Origin of the sequence: Mucilaginibacter metallidurans (genome assembly GCF_003286435.2) — a bacterium.
Classification (GTDB): Bacteria; Bacteroidota; Bacteroidia; order Sphingobacteriales; family Sphingobacteriaceae; genus Mucilaginibacter; species Mucilaginibacter gossypii.
Genome location: NZ_CP043449.1, coordinates 1,540,749 through 1,558,079, shown reverse-complemented (window position 1 = coordinate 1,558,079; position 17,331 = coordinate 1,540,749). Strand labels below are relative to the sequence as shown.

Here is a 17,331-nt window from a genome sequence, read left to right as displayed (position 1 = left end):
AAAACAATTAATAATTAACGATTCGGATATCACTCCCCTATTTACACCATCAGCTTATCCTTCAAATATCCCATACTGGCTGTAATACTTGCAAAGGCATCTTTAGGCATATCATGCTCTACAAAAAAGTGTTGCATACCTGCTGATTTAGCCGCTGCAAAAATTGGTTTAAAATCAATAGTGCCGCCTCCTACAGGTTGTATATTCTGCCTGCCTGCATCCAAATCTTTCACATGCCAAAGCGGGAAACGACCGGGATGTTCCTTAAACATTTCTACCGGATTTTTACCTGCCTTAACAGCCCAGGCCAAATCAAGCTCCATTTTTACATTACCTGCATCTGTTTCGCTTAATAATAAATCATAAGGCACTTTACCATCAACCGCGTGGAACTCCATATCGTGATTATGATATGCAAACTGGATGCCGGCTTTTTTAGCAGCTTCTCCCGTTTTGTTCAGCACCTCAATGGTCGATTTTATTTCATCAAGCGTAGCCGTAGGCGAATTGGCACAAACCAGGTATTGAACGCCGCCTTCAGCAACCTCGTCAATCACCTGCTGCATATTATCGCGCAGGTTCAATACAGGAGGCAATACCATCGGCTTACCATCTGCACCTGCAGGCATTTTTGCTCCCGGTGGCAGTTTAAACGGAGCGCCAAGAACATGGTGCGAGGTCCAGCTCATACCCAGGTCATTCACCATAGCTTTAAATTCTTTAGGCTTCATACCATAATAGCCGCCTTTTTTACTAAAAGCCGATTCCAATTCCTTGTATCCTATAGCCGCAATTTTGCTCAGCGTGCCCTTTACATCTTCGTCAATAACGCCGAAAAAAGTAAACAACTGCAGTCCTACAGGATGATGCTCCATGTTACTCAAAAAACTTGCTGCTTTACCCGATAAGGCCATGCCGCCAAGCACCAATGCACCGGTGCCTTTAATAAAATTTCTTCTGCTGTAAATCATGCTTGATAATGGTTAATAATTAACTGGTACAGTAAAGCTAATTAATTAATAAGAAGCCAGGAAATTTTATTGTGTCTTTTTTACACAATAATTCATATCAAGCTAAAAGTATCATGCTGAAAGTTGATTGACAGACGGAAGCTTTAATATTTATCTGCAGCAATCCCACCACGGCACAATGTTGATTTATAGCGCTGCGCCGGGTTTATCATATACATAAACGCTACTCCAGGTACAAACAATTGGCTATCAAGCCCGTCCAGCCGGTTTGATGTGCGGCACCTAAACCAAGACCTGTATCGCCATCAAAAAATTCATAAAACAAAATGTGATCTTTAAAATGCGGATCGGTTTGCAGTTTTGGATTTTTGCCGTAAACTGGTCGTTCACCATTTTCGTTTTTCATAAACAGTTTGGAAACCCGGGCATATAGTTCGTTGGCTACCTCTTTCAGGTTCATAAAGTTGCCAGATCCGGTCGGGCATTCTATTTTAAACTCATTTCCATAAAACATATGGAACCGGTGCAAACTATCAATGATCAGGTAATTGATAGGCATCCAGATAGGGCCGCGCCAGTTACTGTTGCCACCAAATAAACCGCTGTCACTCTCGCCCGGCACATAGGATATGCCAAATTCAACTCCATTTACCGAAACGTAATAAGGATGTTTAAGATGATACTTTGAAAGTGAACGGATGCCATAATCGCTCAAAAACTCGTTTTCATCCAACATGTATTTGAGCAATGATTTCATCCTATAGCCGCGCAGCAAACTAATCAGGTGTTTACCGTTGCTTCCCTTCTCGTTCCAGCGCGAAACCAGCGAGGCAAGATCGGGCCGGTTTTCGGCAAACCATTTCATACGATCTTTAAATACCGGGCTCTCCATAATATCTTTCTCGTCCAGCACTTCAGTAGCAAACAGAGGAATCAATCCTACTATACTTCGTACCCGCATTTTTACAGAACCATCATCAGGAAAACGGATCTGGTCATAAAAAAAGCCATCGTCATCATCCCAAAGGCCTTCATTGTTTTCGCCCAGGTTTGACATGGCCCCTATAATATAAATAAAATGCTCAAAAAACTTTGAAGCAATATCAGCGTAAGCTTTGTCGGTTTCGGTAAGCTCGGTGGCAATACGCAGCAAATTAAGCGAATACATGGCCATCCAACTGGTACCATCGGCCTGTTCCAAATGCTGCCCGGATGGTAAATGCATATTACGGTCGAAAACACCGATATTATCCATGCCCAGGAAACCACCCTCAAAAATATTATTCCCCGATTGGTCCTTACGATTAACCCACCAGGTAAAATTGAGCATGAGTTTGTGAAAAACCCGCTCCAGGAAATAGGTATCTCCCTTACCGTTATTGTTTTCTTTATCAGTTTTATAAACGTTCCATACGGCCATGGCATGTACCGGAGGGTTTACATCGCCAAAATCCCATTCATAGGCAGGCAACTGGCCGTTAGGGTGCATATACCAATCGCGGGTAAGCAAAATCAACTGATTTTTGGCAAAGGCCATATCAACGGTTGCCAGCGGCAGGCAGTGAAAAGCAAGGTCCCAGGCGGCAAACCAGGGATATTCCCACTTATCGGGCATTGAAACAATATCACGGGTATTAAGATGCGTCCATTTACTGTTTCGGGCTTTTTGCCTTTGCGCAGGCGGGCGGGGCATCCCCTTATCACCGCTAAGCCAATGGCGGATATCTGAATAGTAAAACTGCTTGTTCCATAACATGCCGGCAAAAGCCTGCCGCTGAATAAGGCGGCGATCGGGGTTCATGGTAGCGCCATGAATATCGTTATAAAACTGGTCGGCCTCTGTTTGGCGAACAGCAAAAACTTCGTCAAAATCCTCAAAACTATAATTTGCGTCTTCAGACAGTCGCAAGCGTATGGTTACGCTTCGCCGCGCCGGGATATTTAAATCGTAGTTTATAGCTGCTTTGGTACCCATGTTTTTAGGATTTACAGTATCGGCAGCATGAATAATGTAATCGTTTATACCATCCTTATAATACTTTCGGCCATCGTCATAATTATAAAGCCTGCGCGAGTTAGTTTCATTATCACAGAACAGGAGTTGAGCTTGCCCTTCGATGTGCAGCCACATCTGCCCAAGGTCTTTATGAAAAATACTGATCACTTTATCCGAAGAAGCACAAAGATCTGGTTTGCGCGAATCATATCCCCAAGCCCAGGTATTGCGGAACCATAAAGTAGGCATTACATTAAGCGGGGCATCCTCTTCACTCCGGTTATGAATAGTTATTTTAATTAGGATATCTTCCTGCGCGCTTTTGGCATATTCGGTAAAAACATCAAAATATTCGTTACGATCAAATATCTCCGTGTCCATCAGTTCAAATTCCGGATCCTGGCGGCCGCGGTGTTTGTTCTCATCAACCAGCCATTTGTACGGAAACTCGTTTTGCGGATATTTATACAACGTTTTCATGTACGAGTGTGTAGGTGTACTATCCAGATAGTAGTACATCTCTTTCACATCCTCGCCATGATTACCTTCGGGGTTGCTTAAACCAAAATATCGTTCTTTAATTATAGGGTCTTTCTTATTCCATAAGGCGATGGCGAAGCAAAGGTATTGCTGCCTGTCGCAGATACCGGCTATACCTTCCTCGCCCAGCGATAAGCTTTGCTGCGGGCCATATCATGGGTAATGTAGTTCCAGGCATCACCATTTGCACTGTAATCCTCCCTCACAGTACCCACTGCCTATCACTTACATAAGGCCCCCATTTTTTCCAGCCTGTATCCTTTAACCTTGATTGTTCTGCATTCATAGTATAGATGACAATTTACACTATCCCTAATTTAAGGTAAGTGTTTCGCAAAGTAGATTTAATTAAGGAAAGTTACAGATATAAAAGGCAGGTTTTACTGTTTAATGAAGAAAGCGAAGGATTTGGAGCGTGGTATTTTTAAAATCGCTTTTTGTTGTCTGGTCGAAGTTTAGCGATAGCTTAACTTCGACCCAAAATAAGTTAAGCTTTCAGCTTAACTACGATACCCTATGCTACGATTTCATAAATTAGCTTACAAGCTCCGCTATAGAAGCAGAATGCTTCCATAGTGATATATCTAAGTTAAGCTACAGCTAAACTTCCACCATTGTCCAATCGATGCAGCCTTTTTCGGAGAACAACCCACTGCAAACTAAAAACTGCAACTGATTTATGCCCAGGCATTCCTTAAAAACCTGAGCCAGTTGCCATGCATCATATTTTGGACATCCGCATCCGTATAGCCACGTTTTTTTAACAGATCCGGTACTTTTTGCAAATCGGCAATTGTTTCCAGGTCATAAGGGCACTGCTCCCTGCCAAAAGCACCGTCAAGATCGGTACCCATGCCTACGTGCAGGGCATTACCGGCTATCTGGCAAATATGATCGATATGATCAACCATAACTTCCATATTACAGTTCATACCTTTTGGGGTAGATACGCCCCTTACCCATCCGGGCACCATCATCCAGGCATCAAGGGCCGCGCCTATAACTGCTCCGCGGTCGATAAGGGCTTTGATCATCTCATCGCTGTACTGGCGGTTATGATTTACCAGCGCCCGGCAATTGTTATGACTTGCCCAAACGTGCCCGTTAAAATGATCAAGTGCTTCCCAAAAACTATCATCACAAAGATGGGTAGCATCTAAAATGATATTCAGCCGCTCCATTTCTTTAAGCAACTCATGACCTTTAGGTCCCATGTAACCGGTAGCATCAGTACCCTGGGCATACCTGCCGGGGCCATAATGCGCGGGGCCAACAGCCCGCAAGCCATAATTATAAGCCCGTTCCAAATGCTTCACGGTCACTATCGAATCGGCACCTTCCAAACTCAAAATATACCCAACCGGCTTTTTTTCTGACGGGGTACCATCATTCCAAAGTTCTAAATGTTTTTCAAGCGATGGCAGATCGTTCACCTGCACCATTTCGCCGGCATCTTCCATAGCCTTGTACCAGGCTACCTGTCCCTGGGTTTGCGCCCAGGCCTGCTCGGGCGAGTGCCAGCCGGGCAACGGGTTACCAGGTGCTACATAACGCCCTATCTGGGTAGCTACTACCAGGCCAATATTCCCTTTACGCAATTCGGGCAGGGTAACAACAGCATTGGCACGATCTGGCTTGTCGGTTAAGCCTTCCTCGCGTTTGTTTACTTCGGCAAGCGGGCGCGTAAGATCGCGGTTCCACTCAAGGGCGTTCATGCTTAAATCTAAATGGGCATCTATAACAAACATGGTATCAGGGGTATTTAAATGGTAATTTTGCGGTCGCGGGCCTTGTTAAGCCACTCACCGGTAACATTTTCGTTTTCGATAGTATAAACGCGCTCGTACAGCGCTACAGTAGGACAAACATGATGCGGAATACCATAAAGTATATCACCCACCTGATATTGGTGGTTAGCCCCTGCTTCAACTACCAGATGCTCCTCACTTTGGCTTAACGGGTAAAGTCCGGGTGCATTTAAAAAGTAAATGCGTTTACTCAATTCATTCTCGGCAGATATCGACTTATGCCCCACATCCAGACAAAGCTTTGTTGGGCCGGGCAGAGAGATTACCCGCGTAATAACCAGTGCCGCGGGTAAAAAACCTTGCTCGGGCATACCCACCTGGTAACCTTTATCCCAGTAAACAAACGTGCCGGGACTACATTCAACATAATGACGTTTGGCATGGATAGGAAAGGTTGGTGAACCTCCGGCTACGATGACCGGTTCGGGATAGCCTTTACTTTTTACAGTTTGCTGCAACTTAAGCACAGGATCGAACGCAAAATCACAGCGTTCGGCCCGTTTTTGCAAGTCTACATCATGAATGTGGCCATCATAGGCATGCAAACCCAGGGGATTAATACCCGGCAACACACCGCAATCCATATAAAGTTGCAAGGCTTCAAACCCCGGTGCTATACCAGTGCGGTTCATACCTACGTTCAAATCCAAATATACGTCGATATTAGCATTAAATCTTACCGCTTCGTCAGAGATTTCCTTTGCCGACGCGGAGTTATCAACCAAACATGAAAAACGCGTTTGCGGATAAGCATGGATCAACCTGATGAACCGGTGCAGCTTAGGACCCTGGGGTTGATAAGCCAGCAAAACATCAGGAGCTTTGCTCATGGCCAGCAGTTCAGCCTCGGCAATGGTGGCACATTTGAACTTACTGATGCCTGCCTCCAGCAGCAAAGCGGTAACTTCGGCATTTTTATAGGTTTTAACATGCGGTCGCAAACGCTTAATATCATCAATTATGCCGGTAAGCATGGCTATGTTTGTTTTAACCCTGTCGGGATAAACCACCAGTGCCGGGGTATCCAGCTTATCAAGATCCTGTATATTATACCAGTTGGGGGTCATGGATTAAGTATTTTTTCATGTAGAGGCGCATAATTGCGACTCCGAACATCCAAAGCCGTCTGCATAGTGCCTCTGCAAAAGGGAGACGCAATTATGCGTCTCTACAAAAAACGATATCGAATTATTTTATTCTAATTCAAACAGAGCTTCAATCTCAACAGGGATATTATCAGGTAATGAGCCCATACCCACCGCGCTGCGTACGCCTATGCCGTTCTCCTCGCCCCAAATTTTGGCAAAAAGTTCGCTGGCGCCATTTATGATAAATGGGTGCTTTTCAAATTCGGGTGTACAGTTAACCATACCCAGCACTTTTATAACACGTTTTATCTTATTGAAACTGCCGATGTTGGCTTTAATGGTAGCAAGCATAGTTAAACCAACCTGTTGCGCGGCAAGCTTACCATCTTCCTGGCTTACTGTTTCACCAATGCGGCCAATAATCAGCGAAGCATCATCCTGTACCGGACCATGGCCCGACAGGTATAAATATTTGCCATCAACTAAACATGGTTTATAAACGCCAAGTGGTTTTGGTGCAGGCGGCAGGTTTAAACCCAGCGCTGCAAAGTTTTCTTCGGGAGTGTTCATGAACGTAAAACTATTGTTTTTAAGTAAAAAAGTATCCATAAAAAATAATTTTACACGAATGCTGTCTATTGGAGAGAATTTATTCGAATTACACGAATTACAGGTAATACAACCAATTATTTAATGCATTTATACTATTCGTGTAATTCGATTCAATTAGAAAAATTAGTGCCAATAAAATAAAAAAGCCGGGGATCTCACTCCCGGCTTCACCAAATCAACTAAGTAGTATATATAATCTCAAAATTTAAACGACACTCCAAAATTGATAGCATAATCGGCAAATGCCGCGTCGCCGATAACGTATTTACCGGTGGCTATCGAATTTTCTTTATCAGTAACACTTTGTGTGCGGTCGCGCTTCAGGGCGATGGGCACGCTGGCAAAGATATTTACCCTTTTAAATGCGTAGCTCAGGGCAGGCTCTGCAGAAATGATATAACCCGGACGGCGGAAAGCGTCGCTTTTACCTATCAGGTCATGAACGGGGATCCCCTCAATACGGCCACCAGCTGATATAGTGAACACATGCGCTATGGTATAATTAACACCTAAACGGGCCAGGTACTGATCGGGCACACTTGAAATAGCTTCGTTGGCCAGTGTTGCGCTCAAAGTTTCACGATAAGTGCGGGTACCGTTGGTATTGCGCGGGTTGCTCATATAATACAGGTTACTATACCCGCTAAAGCCGCTGCCAAAACCCAGGTAACCGTTTGCTTCGGCAATGATACCCAAACCGCCATCCCCTAACTGAATGGATTGATCAACAGGGCGCTCGGAAGGGATGACGTTGTAAAAATGTGATTTATAATTAAAATCGCCGGTAGGCAACTTGATACCTAAACCAACCTGGATATTTCCCCTGGTTTTACGGCTATCAAACAACCACCTGTTAACAACGATGCGGGCATCGCCAATACCCTGCGAGTATGAATTATGGCGCTCTTTACCGCCGTGCTCATATAATGAAGAGCGGGTGTTAACAAGATAAGGTACACCAACAGATACTGACCAATACTGGTTAAAATTACGGGTAAGATTTAGATCAAAAGTATGTTGATGGTTGATCACCTCGTTACCTATCACCAGGCGTTGCTTCTGCTCGTCGCTACCTTTAAAGTGGCGAAACGATTTAAAATAACGCCATGAAGCGGTAAGCTCCCAACCTTTGTATGAAGTATCCTGCGTAGTATGTTCCATGTTACTGAATGGGCCATCTCCTTTAATAGCAACGCAGCCTTGCGCGTGTACACGGTTATAGGTAAGCAGCAGGCACGTCGCTACGCAAAAGAGAAATTGTAAAGTATGTTTCATAATATGTTGTTTAAATGTAATTGCAACTTGTAAGCAGTGGTTGAATAAAGCCGGGGTCTCAATGCCGGCTTTAAAATCAACCAAAACAATTTTCTATTTAATTCTAAAAGTTATCCCCACGTTGATGGCATAATCGGCAAATGCGGCATCGCCCTGAGTATAAGTTCCTGTTAAGTTGGTTGTAATTTTATCCGGTACGCTTTGCGTGCGGTCGCGTTTTAATGCTACAGGTACAAAAGCGTAAATTGAAAATGATTTAACACGGTAAGTAACACCCGGCTCGGCAGAGATGATATATCCGGGCCTGCGGAAGCCATTGCTCCCCCCTACAAGATCATGCACGGGCAAACATTCATAACGTACACCGGCCGAAAAATCAAACTTGCTGACACCGTAGCTTGCACCGCCGCGGATCATTACCTGGTCGGGCACGCTCATAACATCGCTGCCGTTGGCAACCGCTTTGGCACTTGGTGTACCGCCACGGGCCGATGATACACCATTTTGCTCCCTTGGACTGATGAGATAGTAAAACCCGCCGTATAGGCCAAACCTGTGTGTAAAATTGTAATAGGTATTGATCTCGGTGGTGATACCGGTTCCGCCGTCACCCAACTGAATGGATTGATCAACCGGGCCCAGCGTTTTGCCATCGTTGGCAGCTGTATGATAAAAATAATCCTGATAGTTGTAGTTTCCGGTTGGCAGTTTTAAACCCAAACCGACCTGGATATTTCCGCGGCGGGCTTTTGCTGGGTTTAGCAACCAGGCGTAAGCGGTTAAACGTACATCGCCCAAACCAAAGGAATGAGTTTCCAAACGCTCCTTACCTCCATGCTCATATAATGATGAACGGCTGTTATCAACTATAGGTAAATCAACAGCAAACGACCACCTATTATTAAATATGCGGGTTAAAGTTAAATCCTGCGTATAGGAATGATTAATAACGTTGGTTCCTTGTTGAATTCGTTGTTTTTGCTCCTTGGTACCAACAAAGTGTTTATACGAGCGAAAGTAACGGTTATTGCTGTTTAACAACCAGCTGCCATTGTTGGAAACACTATCGGGATGTTCATCCATAGTGCATAAACCGCCTGTGCTTCTAATGGCGACACAACCTTGCGCATTTACCTTGGCAAAGGTTGTAAATAGGATAACCGTTGTAACGCCAATAAATTTCAGTACCAGTTTTTTCATAGTATTATTAAAAGTGTTTTTGTGCAATTGTTTAGTTAATATATTTGCAAAGCAGGGTAACTTTTTACCCTGTTCAATAAACTTTTTTATGTTTTGATGGATTAACTTGCTCTTAAATGTGATGTATGTTTAAAAGGCCAGAGAATATAACCAGCCGGTGCTTTTTTAACCGCAAACCACAAGGCCAGCAATACACCATAGCTCCCGCCGCGTTCTACCCACTCAAACATTTCGTATTTTGGATAAAAGAGCTCGCTGGATATTTTCCATATAATAAAAACGAGGAGTATATTTTTAAAAGGACGAATAAGCACTGTTAACGCAGCCAACACTTCAAACAAGCCAACAAACTGGGCCGTTTTAGCCGGCTCAGCAAAACCAAGCGTATGGTATTGACTTAATAAACCTTGCTTTTGGATAAGGTTGAGCCAGCCATGGCCTATTAGCAGCAAAAATGCAAATACCCTTAACCAGGTAATAACTTTAGCCAGGGTTTCGGCATTGATACTAACATTATCATCCATATGGGCAAACCATTGTTTTTTACCTAATGGGAACCCTCCCTGTACCAACAGTAAAGCAAACGGTGCACCATAGTTGCCGGCACGTTCAATGAACTCGGCAAAAGGTTCGCCCGACAGTGGGCGCATAGATGCAGTAGCCAGTCCCCAAACCACCAGCCATGCAGCTATGGCACGGGTTGGATAAACCAGCATGGAAATGCCCATTAATATATCCACGGTACCTACATAAGGCATCAGTGTATAGGCCATTTCTTTACCTATGCCGAAAACACCAAAGTAGTTACACCAGATTTGTTTGGTGATAATACCAAAGCAACCGTGCCCTATAAAGCACATAGCTACCGCGAGCCGAAGCGTGTGATATATTTTCTGATCGTTTGTTAAGCTGCGCATTGTTTATTCGTCCTCAATTCAACATCCTGTTATTTTGCGTCTGCCCCATCAGCCTTACCTCTGTTAACTGCATACTGGCCAACTTTATTTCCGGTTACCAAACCAACTTCGCAGTCGCTCCGATAGTGAATAGCCCCGTACAACCTCGACATAGCCGCCGCATGCGCCATATCGGTGAACTTACTCCCTCTATCGGGCAGCAAATAGGTTAGTACAGTAGCAGCCGAACCGCTAAAGTTAGAGTGACCTGACGTATACGCCGGAAAATTTGGCACCCCGGTTAATGTTTTGATATTTGGGTTAGCCTGCGACGGGCGCTGGTTAAAGTAAAAATATTTAGTATCCCAACATACAATAGCGGCATCCATTTGGGCCATGTTCAACAACGCAAAGTTACGTGCCCAGCGTACTTCGCTGTAATTTTGTTTTACAAATTCATCAGCTGCAATAGCATTCCAGTGACCTGTAGGCGTATAAGTACCGGCACCATCGGCCCAGAAAGCAACCAGCTCTTCATGATCGCGGCTGTGGTCTTTACTGAATGACAATACTTCTTCTGTTTCTTTTTTAAACTCGGCCGAATTTGTTGCGTAGGGAGCCGCGGGCCTGATTGCAGCTACGGTAGTCGAATCGAACAAGAAAGGCGTAACTTTTGAAAACAACGGCAGCATCGGTGGCCTTTTGGGGGTTTCCAGGCTCACCCAAAATTGCTCGCCTTTTGCAGCGGTGATGGTTTCAAAGCTTTTCCAGATAGCGGGAGAACCGCCTGCTTTGCCTGCACCATCATTACGGGCGCGGGTGGCAAATATGGCAGCTACCTGCCTGCCTAACGATTCGCCGGCAGCAAATTCGCCACGGGTATTAGCTCCTGATGCCATCCTGTACAATCTTTCTTCATCAACCTTTTGTTGTATATAGGCCACATCCGCAGGGAATAATAATTTCATGATCTCAGATGTCGCACCAGATACTACCGCGTCCTCGCTTGGGTATGAAGGCAGTTCGGATGCCGGGATCAGTGCTTTAACACCCGAGTCGTTTTTATATGGCGCCGTACGCTTATAAACGTTTTTGAAATGCCATGCAGCTATCAGCGCATCATATTGTGCAGCACTTACATAAGCGTAGGCACGTGCAGCATAAGGAGGGTTTGAAAACGGAAATTCAGGGTAATTAAACGGATTGGTAGAACTTGGAGCCGGATAAGTACCATCAGGGTTCTGGTATGGTGGTATATTATGTTTGGCTACCAGTTCGCGCAAAATCTCATTCCATCTTAATACAGAGCCCGCGCTCCAATATTGGATCTTTGACTGCTGATCACTGGTCAGGTTTTTCTGTAATCCTTTGATCTCGTTCAGATCGGCTACATAGGCCGGTGATGTAACAGCATCAGGCGCGGCTACGTTCAACACACTAAAATCTTTAACCAGCACGGGGTTCCAGGTATCGGCAGTAAGGTCAAGATTTGAGGGTTTAAGCGCCGGGTATAACGCAGTGCGGTCTAAAATATCTTTCCTGCACGAACTAAACGTTGCCGCTGCCAACGCTGTAATTGTAAATATATTAAGTATCGTTTTTTTCATTTCATTGATCATTGATTATCCAACTGCTAATTACTTCTCCTTTTTGGTGCTAAACACATAGTACACACCTGCAAATCCCGACCGGGTTTGGCCTACATTACGTCCGTTTAAAACATAGTTACCGCCTGCAGTAAACTCAAGTCCGCTGATGGACTGGAAACTGTATTTCAATATTAAACCAACAGCTGTGCTATTCATGCGGTTACTTGGAAAAGGCATATCGTTTTTACGGATATCAAAGCCGCTTGTACTTGTAATCTTTGTAAAAGTGGCCTCGGCATTAAATTTGAGGCTGCGGTAGCCGCTGCTAAACATAACGTTGGTAGCGTTTGGTAACTGCACCTCATTGGTGTAATGCATTTCGGTAGTGTAGTATGAATTTCTGTCGATAGTAATATTATCGCGGCGAATGTACTGACCTGAGCCTGCCACGAAGAATCTGCCTGTTTGATAGTTAAGCAAGGCGCGTAATGCTACGCTTTTGCTATGCAAACCTACAGATAAAGGCAAAAAATCGGCTTGATAATTGGCTAAAGGCAATGAACCCGTAGCTATAGCATGAACGCTAAATAAACCACTGCCTATCTCCTCTTTTACGGCCATCCATTTAAACGAAACCATAAGGTCCTGAAATGACTTTTCGCCTCTTAAAGTACCGGCCGAAGCGTTGGTAGTTACATAAGGAACCATGAATAGCAGGTTGATCCGGTTTGAAAGACCGTAATTACCACCCAGGCTGTAAACATTTGTACTCACAGTACCCAAATTTGGATTATCCCGTTTAAAAGTACCTTCCCAGTAATGGTCCCAACTCCCATGGGTATATACTGCGGCGGCACAAAAATAATTTTTAGGGATCATCAATGCATCAGCATCGGTTTGGGCTTTGGCACATTGTGCAACAGCCATTAAAAAAGAAACTACAATACAACATCTGTAAAAATACAGCGACATAAATTTCATTACGTTTAAATAAAGGGTATAAAAAAATGGTAAAACAAAAGCCGGATCAACATTATCAACTGAAATCGCTTAACCACCGATTGTTGATAATATCTCAGCATTAAAGAGCATGATCAAAGCCGTAAATGAAATTGTTGTATCTAAAATTAGCAGCACAGATGATGTGCAGATTCAAACAACAAAATGATAAAAAACCTTTGTGTCCCTTAAAGTACAGGCACACAAATCAATTTAACTCATAATTTACAGGCAATAATCAGCAGGCAATGTTTGGAGGTTTGCCGGGTGACTCGATGAAGGGTGAATTTACATGGTAGGCTATAGGGCGTGGTTTTACCTTTAATGTCCTTCCGTAAGATAAGAATTGGTAATGCATAACCTGGAAGCTGTATTCGCCCCGGCGTTTATCTTTTTTTGCGATGAATCATGTCCCTTTTTACTTAAGGCACATCGTTTATTTCTTTGGCAATAATGAGGTTTGCATTAACCAAACGGGTTTTAACACTATTGGCTATACAAATAAATGACATGGTATCCTGTGTAACTTTATACCGCAGATAGTTGTAGTATACCCCTTTTAACTGCAATTGCCCCTGATCGCGGACATAACCATCCCAACTGTGAATTTTTGGAAGATGTACAGGGATCTTGATCTCAACAAGTTTGGTAGCGTCAACCTTATTTTCATAGATCTGCTTAACAATTTGCACTTCGGACCGGTGAATAAAATACTCAAATACTAAACTGTATCCGCCCAAATTGAACAGATGTACGTTTAATAAAAGTATCGCTATAAGCTTCTTCACCAAAAGAAATTTTGTTAGGGTATATAATTGCCAGTAAATATATGTAACAATATTGTTAAAACAAATAAAAAGTAAAATTGTATCAATTACAATTAAAAGCCAGCCTGATTAGGATTTTGCCAATTCACATTAGATATATTTGCGGGTATTAACCCGTAAACTATGGATCTGATAACTCAACCCTGGCCCTGGTATGTATCCGGTCCGCTAATAGGCCTTATTATACCAGCCCTGCTTATTATCGGGAATAAAACTTTTGGTATCTCGTCATCACTGAAGCACATCTGTGCGGCATGTATTCCAGCCAATATATCCTTTTTTAAGTATGATTGGAAAAAAGAAAGCTGGAACGTGTTTTTTGTAGTCGGCATTGTTTTGGGCGGCTTTCTGGCTGCACAATATCTTTCTGCTAATCATCCGGTTAATATCAATCCGCAAACCCATGCATTGCTGCAACAACAGGGAGTTAAAGATTTTAATGGTTTATTACCAAGGGATATCTTCAGTTTTGGTGAACTGCTTACCTTAAGGGGTTTTATTTTCATGGTGGCAGGGGGCTTTTTAGTGGGCTTTGGCACCAGGTATGCCAACGGCTGCACATCCGGCCACGCTATCATGGGAATCTCGAACCTGCAATGGCCATCGCTGGTGGCAACCTGCTGTTTTATGGCAGGAGGTTTCATCATGAGCTGGTTTATTTTACCTTACCTTTTACGTTTATAATATGCAAAACATTAAATATTTGTTTGCAGGCCTGCTTTTTGGCATAATGCTGGTAAAATCGGAGGTGATCTCCTGGTTCAAGATTCAGGAAATGTTCAGGCTGCAATCGTTTCATATGTATGGTATCATTGGCAGTGCTATTATTGTAGGGATGATCTCCGTTATGATTATTAAACATTTTAAGATCAAAACCCTTGCCGGCGATGCAATCGTTATCCCCGACAAAAAATTTAGCTGGGGCAATGTATATGGCGGGCTGATATTTGGCTTAGGCTGGGCAATTACAGGCGCCTGCCCTGGTCCGCTGTTTGCGCAGATTGGAAGCGGCTTTTTGGTTACTTCAGTTACGCTTTTAAGCGCTATTTTGGGGACATGGGTTTATGGCTTGCTCAGAGAAAAATTACCACATTAAATTAATTTCATGCAAAGGTGCAAAGCAGCGAAATATTTACAGACCCTTAAATATCACTTTATGATCCAACAAAAAAAGATCCCGGTTTCAAATATTTTCAGCATCCTCATTATGGCATTGGCGTTGTTGGTAATTTTTAACCCAAATGCAAAAGGTTATCTGATCAGGGGCCTCATGTCGCTGGGTTTTTTCCAGCCCGATCCCCGGGGGTACGTTAAGCATCAAGAAAATGTTGCCAATGTACCGGATATCCAGTTTAAAGACGCAGCAGGTAATGCCACATCATTAAGTACCTTAAAATCTAAAGTGGTATTTATAAACTACTGGGCTACCTGGTGCCCTCCCTGCATCGCAGAAATGCCTAAAATAAATGAACTCTACAAAAAATTCAGGAACGATCCAAAAGTAGCCTTTCTTTTGGTTGATGTAGATAACGATCTGCCTAAAGCCAAAGCTTTTATGCTTAAAAACAGGTACGACTTACCTTTATATTTACAAGATAGCAATGTACCCGGCACTTTATTAGGTGGAACTATCCCTACTACCCTCGTGTTTGATAAAGAGGGCAAGCTTATTTATAAACACTCCGGCGCGGCAGATTATAGCAGTGAGGAATTTGAAAAGTTTATGAGGAACCTTGATTAGCTTGATTAAAGGATTTCCTGATAATACTTTCCTTAAAGGCTAACCACCGGTTTTATTCAATTATGCTTATAATTCAAGATAATCCATTAATCGAGCTAATCATGGTTCAGATATTTTTATTGTTCTTTTAACACTTATTCGAAAAATTTTCTTTTCTTTACTGCACAATCAGTTAAATCCTAAGTTTCAATGAAAAAGAACCCGTTTTTACAACTCGGCGTTATCGCTTTGTCTTTATTGAGCTCGGCATCCTTCGGGCAAACAGGTACACTTAATATCAGTACCGATTCAAAAACAACCATTAGCAAGCACATTTACGGCCAGTTTGCCGAGCACCTCGGTCATGGCATTTATGGAGGTTTCTGGGTTGATAAAACCCTCCCTGTAAAAAAGCAGGACCGCATCAGGCTTGACATTGTTGATGCCCTTAAAAAGATAAAGATCCCTAACCTGCGCTGGCCCGGCGGGTGCTTTGCCGACGAGTATCACTGGCGCGATGGCATCGGCCCCGCAACTGCACGCCCACGTATGGTAAATACCAACTGGGGCGGCATTACCGAAGATAATAGCTTTGGTACACATGAATTCCTGGAACTCTGCGACTTGTTGGGCTGTGAGCCTTATATAGCAGGTAACGTAGGCAGCGGTACGGTTGATGAAATGTCGAAGTGGATTGAATACTTAAACTCAAACAGTAGCAGTACTGTAGTGCAATTGCGTAAAAAGAATGGACACCCGGCACCCTACAAAGTAACTTATTGGGGTGTGGGCAACGAGAGCTGGGGCTGTGGCGGCAATATGACACCTGAATATTACTCCGACCTGTTTAAACGCTATGCATCATTTGCCAAGGATTACCCAGGTGCTAAACTGAAAAAAATAGCCAGCGGACCAAACTCTGATGATTACCGTTGGACAGAAGTTTGTATGAAAAACATCTCGAGCGGTATGATGGCTGGTTTATCGTTGCATTATTATACCATACCAACAGGTAATTGGGGCAAAAAAGGTTCGGCAACTAACTTTGACGAAAAAGAATACTTCAGCACTATGGTAAACTGCCTTAAAATGGAAGAGCTGGTTACCAAACATTCGGCCATTATGGACAAATATGACCCTGAAAAAAAAGTGGCCCTTGTTGTTGATGAGTGGGGCGTTTGGACTGATCCTGAACCAGGAACAAACCCGGGTTTTCTTTATCAACAAAACAGCTTGCGCGATGCTTTAATAGCGGGCACAACGCTAAACATATTTAACAACCATAGCGGCCGTGTTAAAATGGCTGCACTTGCACAAACCATTAATGTGCTGCAGGCATTGATATTAACTGATAAAGAAAAAATGGTGCTCACCCCTACATACCACGTGTTTGATATGTATAAGGTGCACCAGGATGCCAAATATCTGCCCATTAAGTTGAGCGTGCCTGATTATGAAGTTGACGGCAAAAAAATTGAAGCTGTAAATGCATCTGCTTCGCAGGATGCGGCCGGCAAGGTACACATCTCATTAGTTAACCTTGATCCGCACAATACTATTACCATTACAACCGGCCTTAGCGATATAAAATGGCAAACCGTTAGTGGGCAGGTATTAACCTCGGCTAAGTTAACTGATGTTAATACATTTAAAGATGCTGATAAAATCCACCTGAACGCTTTTACGGGTGCTAAGAAAGACGGTGACAAACTGGTAGTAAGTCTGCCTGCCAAATCAATCGTAACACTCGAATTGAAATAAAATCCTTTCCCCTAAATACAAAAGAGGCTGCATCAAATACAAATGATGC

Annotated in this window: 15 protein-coding genes; 4 read left to right on the top strand and 11 right to left on the bottom strand. The window is 43.4% G+C overall.

Translation table 11 applies throughout. From position 1 onward, the window contains the following. Positions 1-41: 41 nt before the first annotated feature. The 11 genes from DIU38_RS06920 to DIU38_RS06870 all read right to left on the bottom strand — a co-directional run bounded on the left by DIU38_RS06920 (position 42) and on the right by DIU38_RS06870 (position 13,762). A complete protein-coding gene (locus tag DIU38_RS06920) occupies positions 42-971 on the bottom strand; it encodes a sugar phosphate isomerase/epimerase family protein (RefSeq protein WP_091162611.1) in 930 nt (309 codons plus the stop codon). A 223-nt stretch (positions 972-1,194) separates the two neighbouring features. Next, on the bottom strand, positions 1,195-3,486 hold the full coding sequence (locus DIU38_RS06915; protein WP_244311303.1) for an MGH1-like glycoside hydrolase domain-containing protein: 2,292 nt from the start codon (positions 3,484-3,486) through the stop codon (positions 1,195-1,197). Between the two features lie 698 nt (positions 3,487-4,184). Further along, the gene (locus DIU38_RS06910) at positions 4,185-5,255 is read right to left on the bottom strand and encodes a dipeptidase (RefSeq protein ID WP_112654360.1); all 1,071 of its coding nucleotides are present in this window, start codon (positions 5,253-5,255) and stop codon (positions 4,185-4,187) included. A gap of 14 nt (positions 5,256-5,269) precedes the next feature. After that, positions 5,270-6,382, bottom strand: a complete 1,113-nt coding sequence (locus tag DIU38_RS06905; RefSeq protein ID WP_112654361.1) for a D-TA family PLP-dependent enzyme — start codon at positions 6,380-6,382, stop codon at positions 5,270-5,272. Positions 6,383-6,508: 126 nt separating this feature from the next. Beyond that, on the bottom strand, positions 6,509-7,012 hold the full coding sequence (locus DIU38_RS06900) for a RidA family protein (protein ID WP_223266270.1): 504 nt from the start codon (positions 7,010-7,012) through the stop codon (positions 6,509-6,511). A gap of 201 nt (positions 7,013-7,213) precedes the next feature. Further along, on the bottom strand, positions 7,214-8,290 hold the full coding sequence (locus DIU38_RS06895; RefSeq protein ID WP_091162916.1) for a hypothetical protein: 1,077 nt from the start codon (positions 8,288-8,290) through the stop codon (positions 7,214-7,216). Between the two features lie 93 nt (positions 8,291-8,383). Then, positions 8,384-9,490 (bottom strand): hypothetical protein, encoded by a 1,107-nt coding sequence (locus DIU38_RS06890; RefSeq protein ID WP_112654362.1) that lies wholly within the window; start codon positions 9,488-9,490, stop codon positions 8,384-8,386. Positions 9,491-9,591: 101 nt separating this feature from the next. Beyond that, positions 9,592-10,407: a hypothetical protein gene (locus DIU38_RS06885; protein ID WP_112654363.1), complete on the bottom strand. Its 816-nt coding sequence runs from the start codon at positions 10,405-10,407 to the stop codon at positions 9,592-9,594. A gap of 29 nt (positions 10,408-10,436) precedes the next feature. Next, positions 10,437-11,993, bottom strand: a complete 1,557-nt coding sequence (locus DIU38_RS06880) for a phosphatase PAP2 family protein (RefSeq protein WP_112654451.1) — start codon at positions 11,991-11,993, stop codon at positions 10,437-10,439. Between the two features lie 30 nt (positions 11,994-12,023). Further along, positions 12,024-12,902 carry a transporter gene (locus tag DIU38_RS06875; protein WP_112654364.1) on the bottom strand — a complete coding sequence of 293 codons (879 nt, stop codon included), beginning with the start codon at positions 12,900-12,902 and terminating at the stop codon, positions 12,024-12,026. A gap of 494 nt (positions 12,903-13,396) precedes the next feature. Beyond that, entirely contained in the window at positions 13,397-13,762 is a 366-nt protein-coding gene (locus tag DIU38_RS06870) for a hypothetical protein (RefSeq protein WP_149354050.1), read from the bottom strand. Between the two features lie 162 nt (positions 13,763-13,924). Between DIU38_RS06870 and DIU38_RS06865 the strand changes: the two genes are divergently transcribed. From DIU38_RS06865 to DIU38_RS06850, 4 genes are all read left to right on the top strand, one after another. After that, the gene (locus DIU38_RS06865) at positions 13,925-14,485 is read left to right on the top strand and encodes a YeeE/YedE family protein (protein WP_112654366.1); all 561 of its coding nucleotides are present in this window, start codon (positions 13,925-13,927) and stop codon (positions 14,483-14,485) included. A gap of 1 nt (position 14,486) precedes the next feature. Next, positions 14,487-14,897 carry a DUF6691 family protein gene (locus DIU38_RS06860; RefSeq protein ID WP_112654367.1) on the top strand — a complete coding sequence of 137 codons (411 nt, stop codon included), beginning with the start codon at positions 14,487-14,489 and terminating at the stop codon, positions 14,895-14,897. A 60-nt stretch (positions 14,898-14,957) separates the two neighbouring features. After that, positions 14,958-15,542 carry a TlpA family protein disulfide reductase gene (locus tag DIU38_RS06855; protein WP_167516100.1) on the top strand — a complete coding sequence of 195 codons (585 nt, stop codon included), beginning with the start codon at positions 14,958-14,960 and terminating at the stop codon, positions 15,540-15,542. A 189-nt stretch (positions 15,543-15,731) separates the two neighbouring features. Continuing rightward, complete coding sequence (locus tag DIU38_RS06850) at positions 15,732-17,282, top strand: alpha-N-arabinofuranosidase (protein ID WP_112654369.1); 1,551 nt, start codon at positions 15,732-15,734, stop codon at positions 17,280-17,282. The last annotated feature ends 49 nt before the right edge of the window (positions 17,283-17,331 follow it).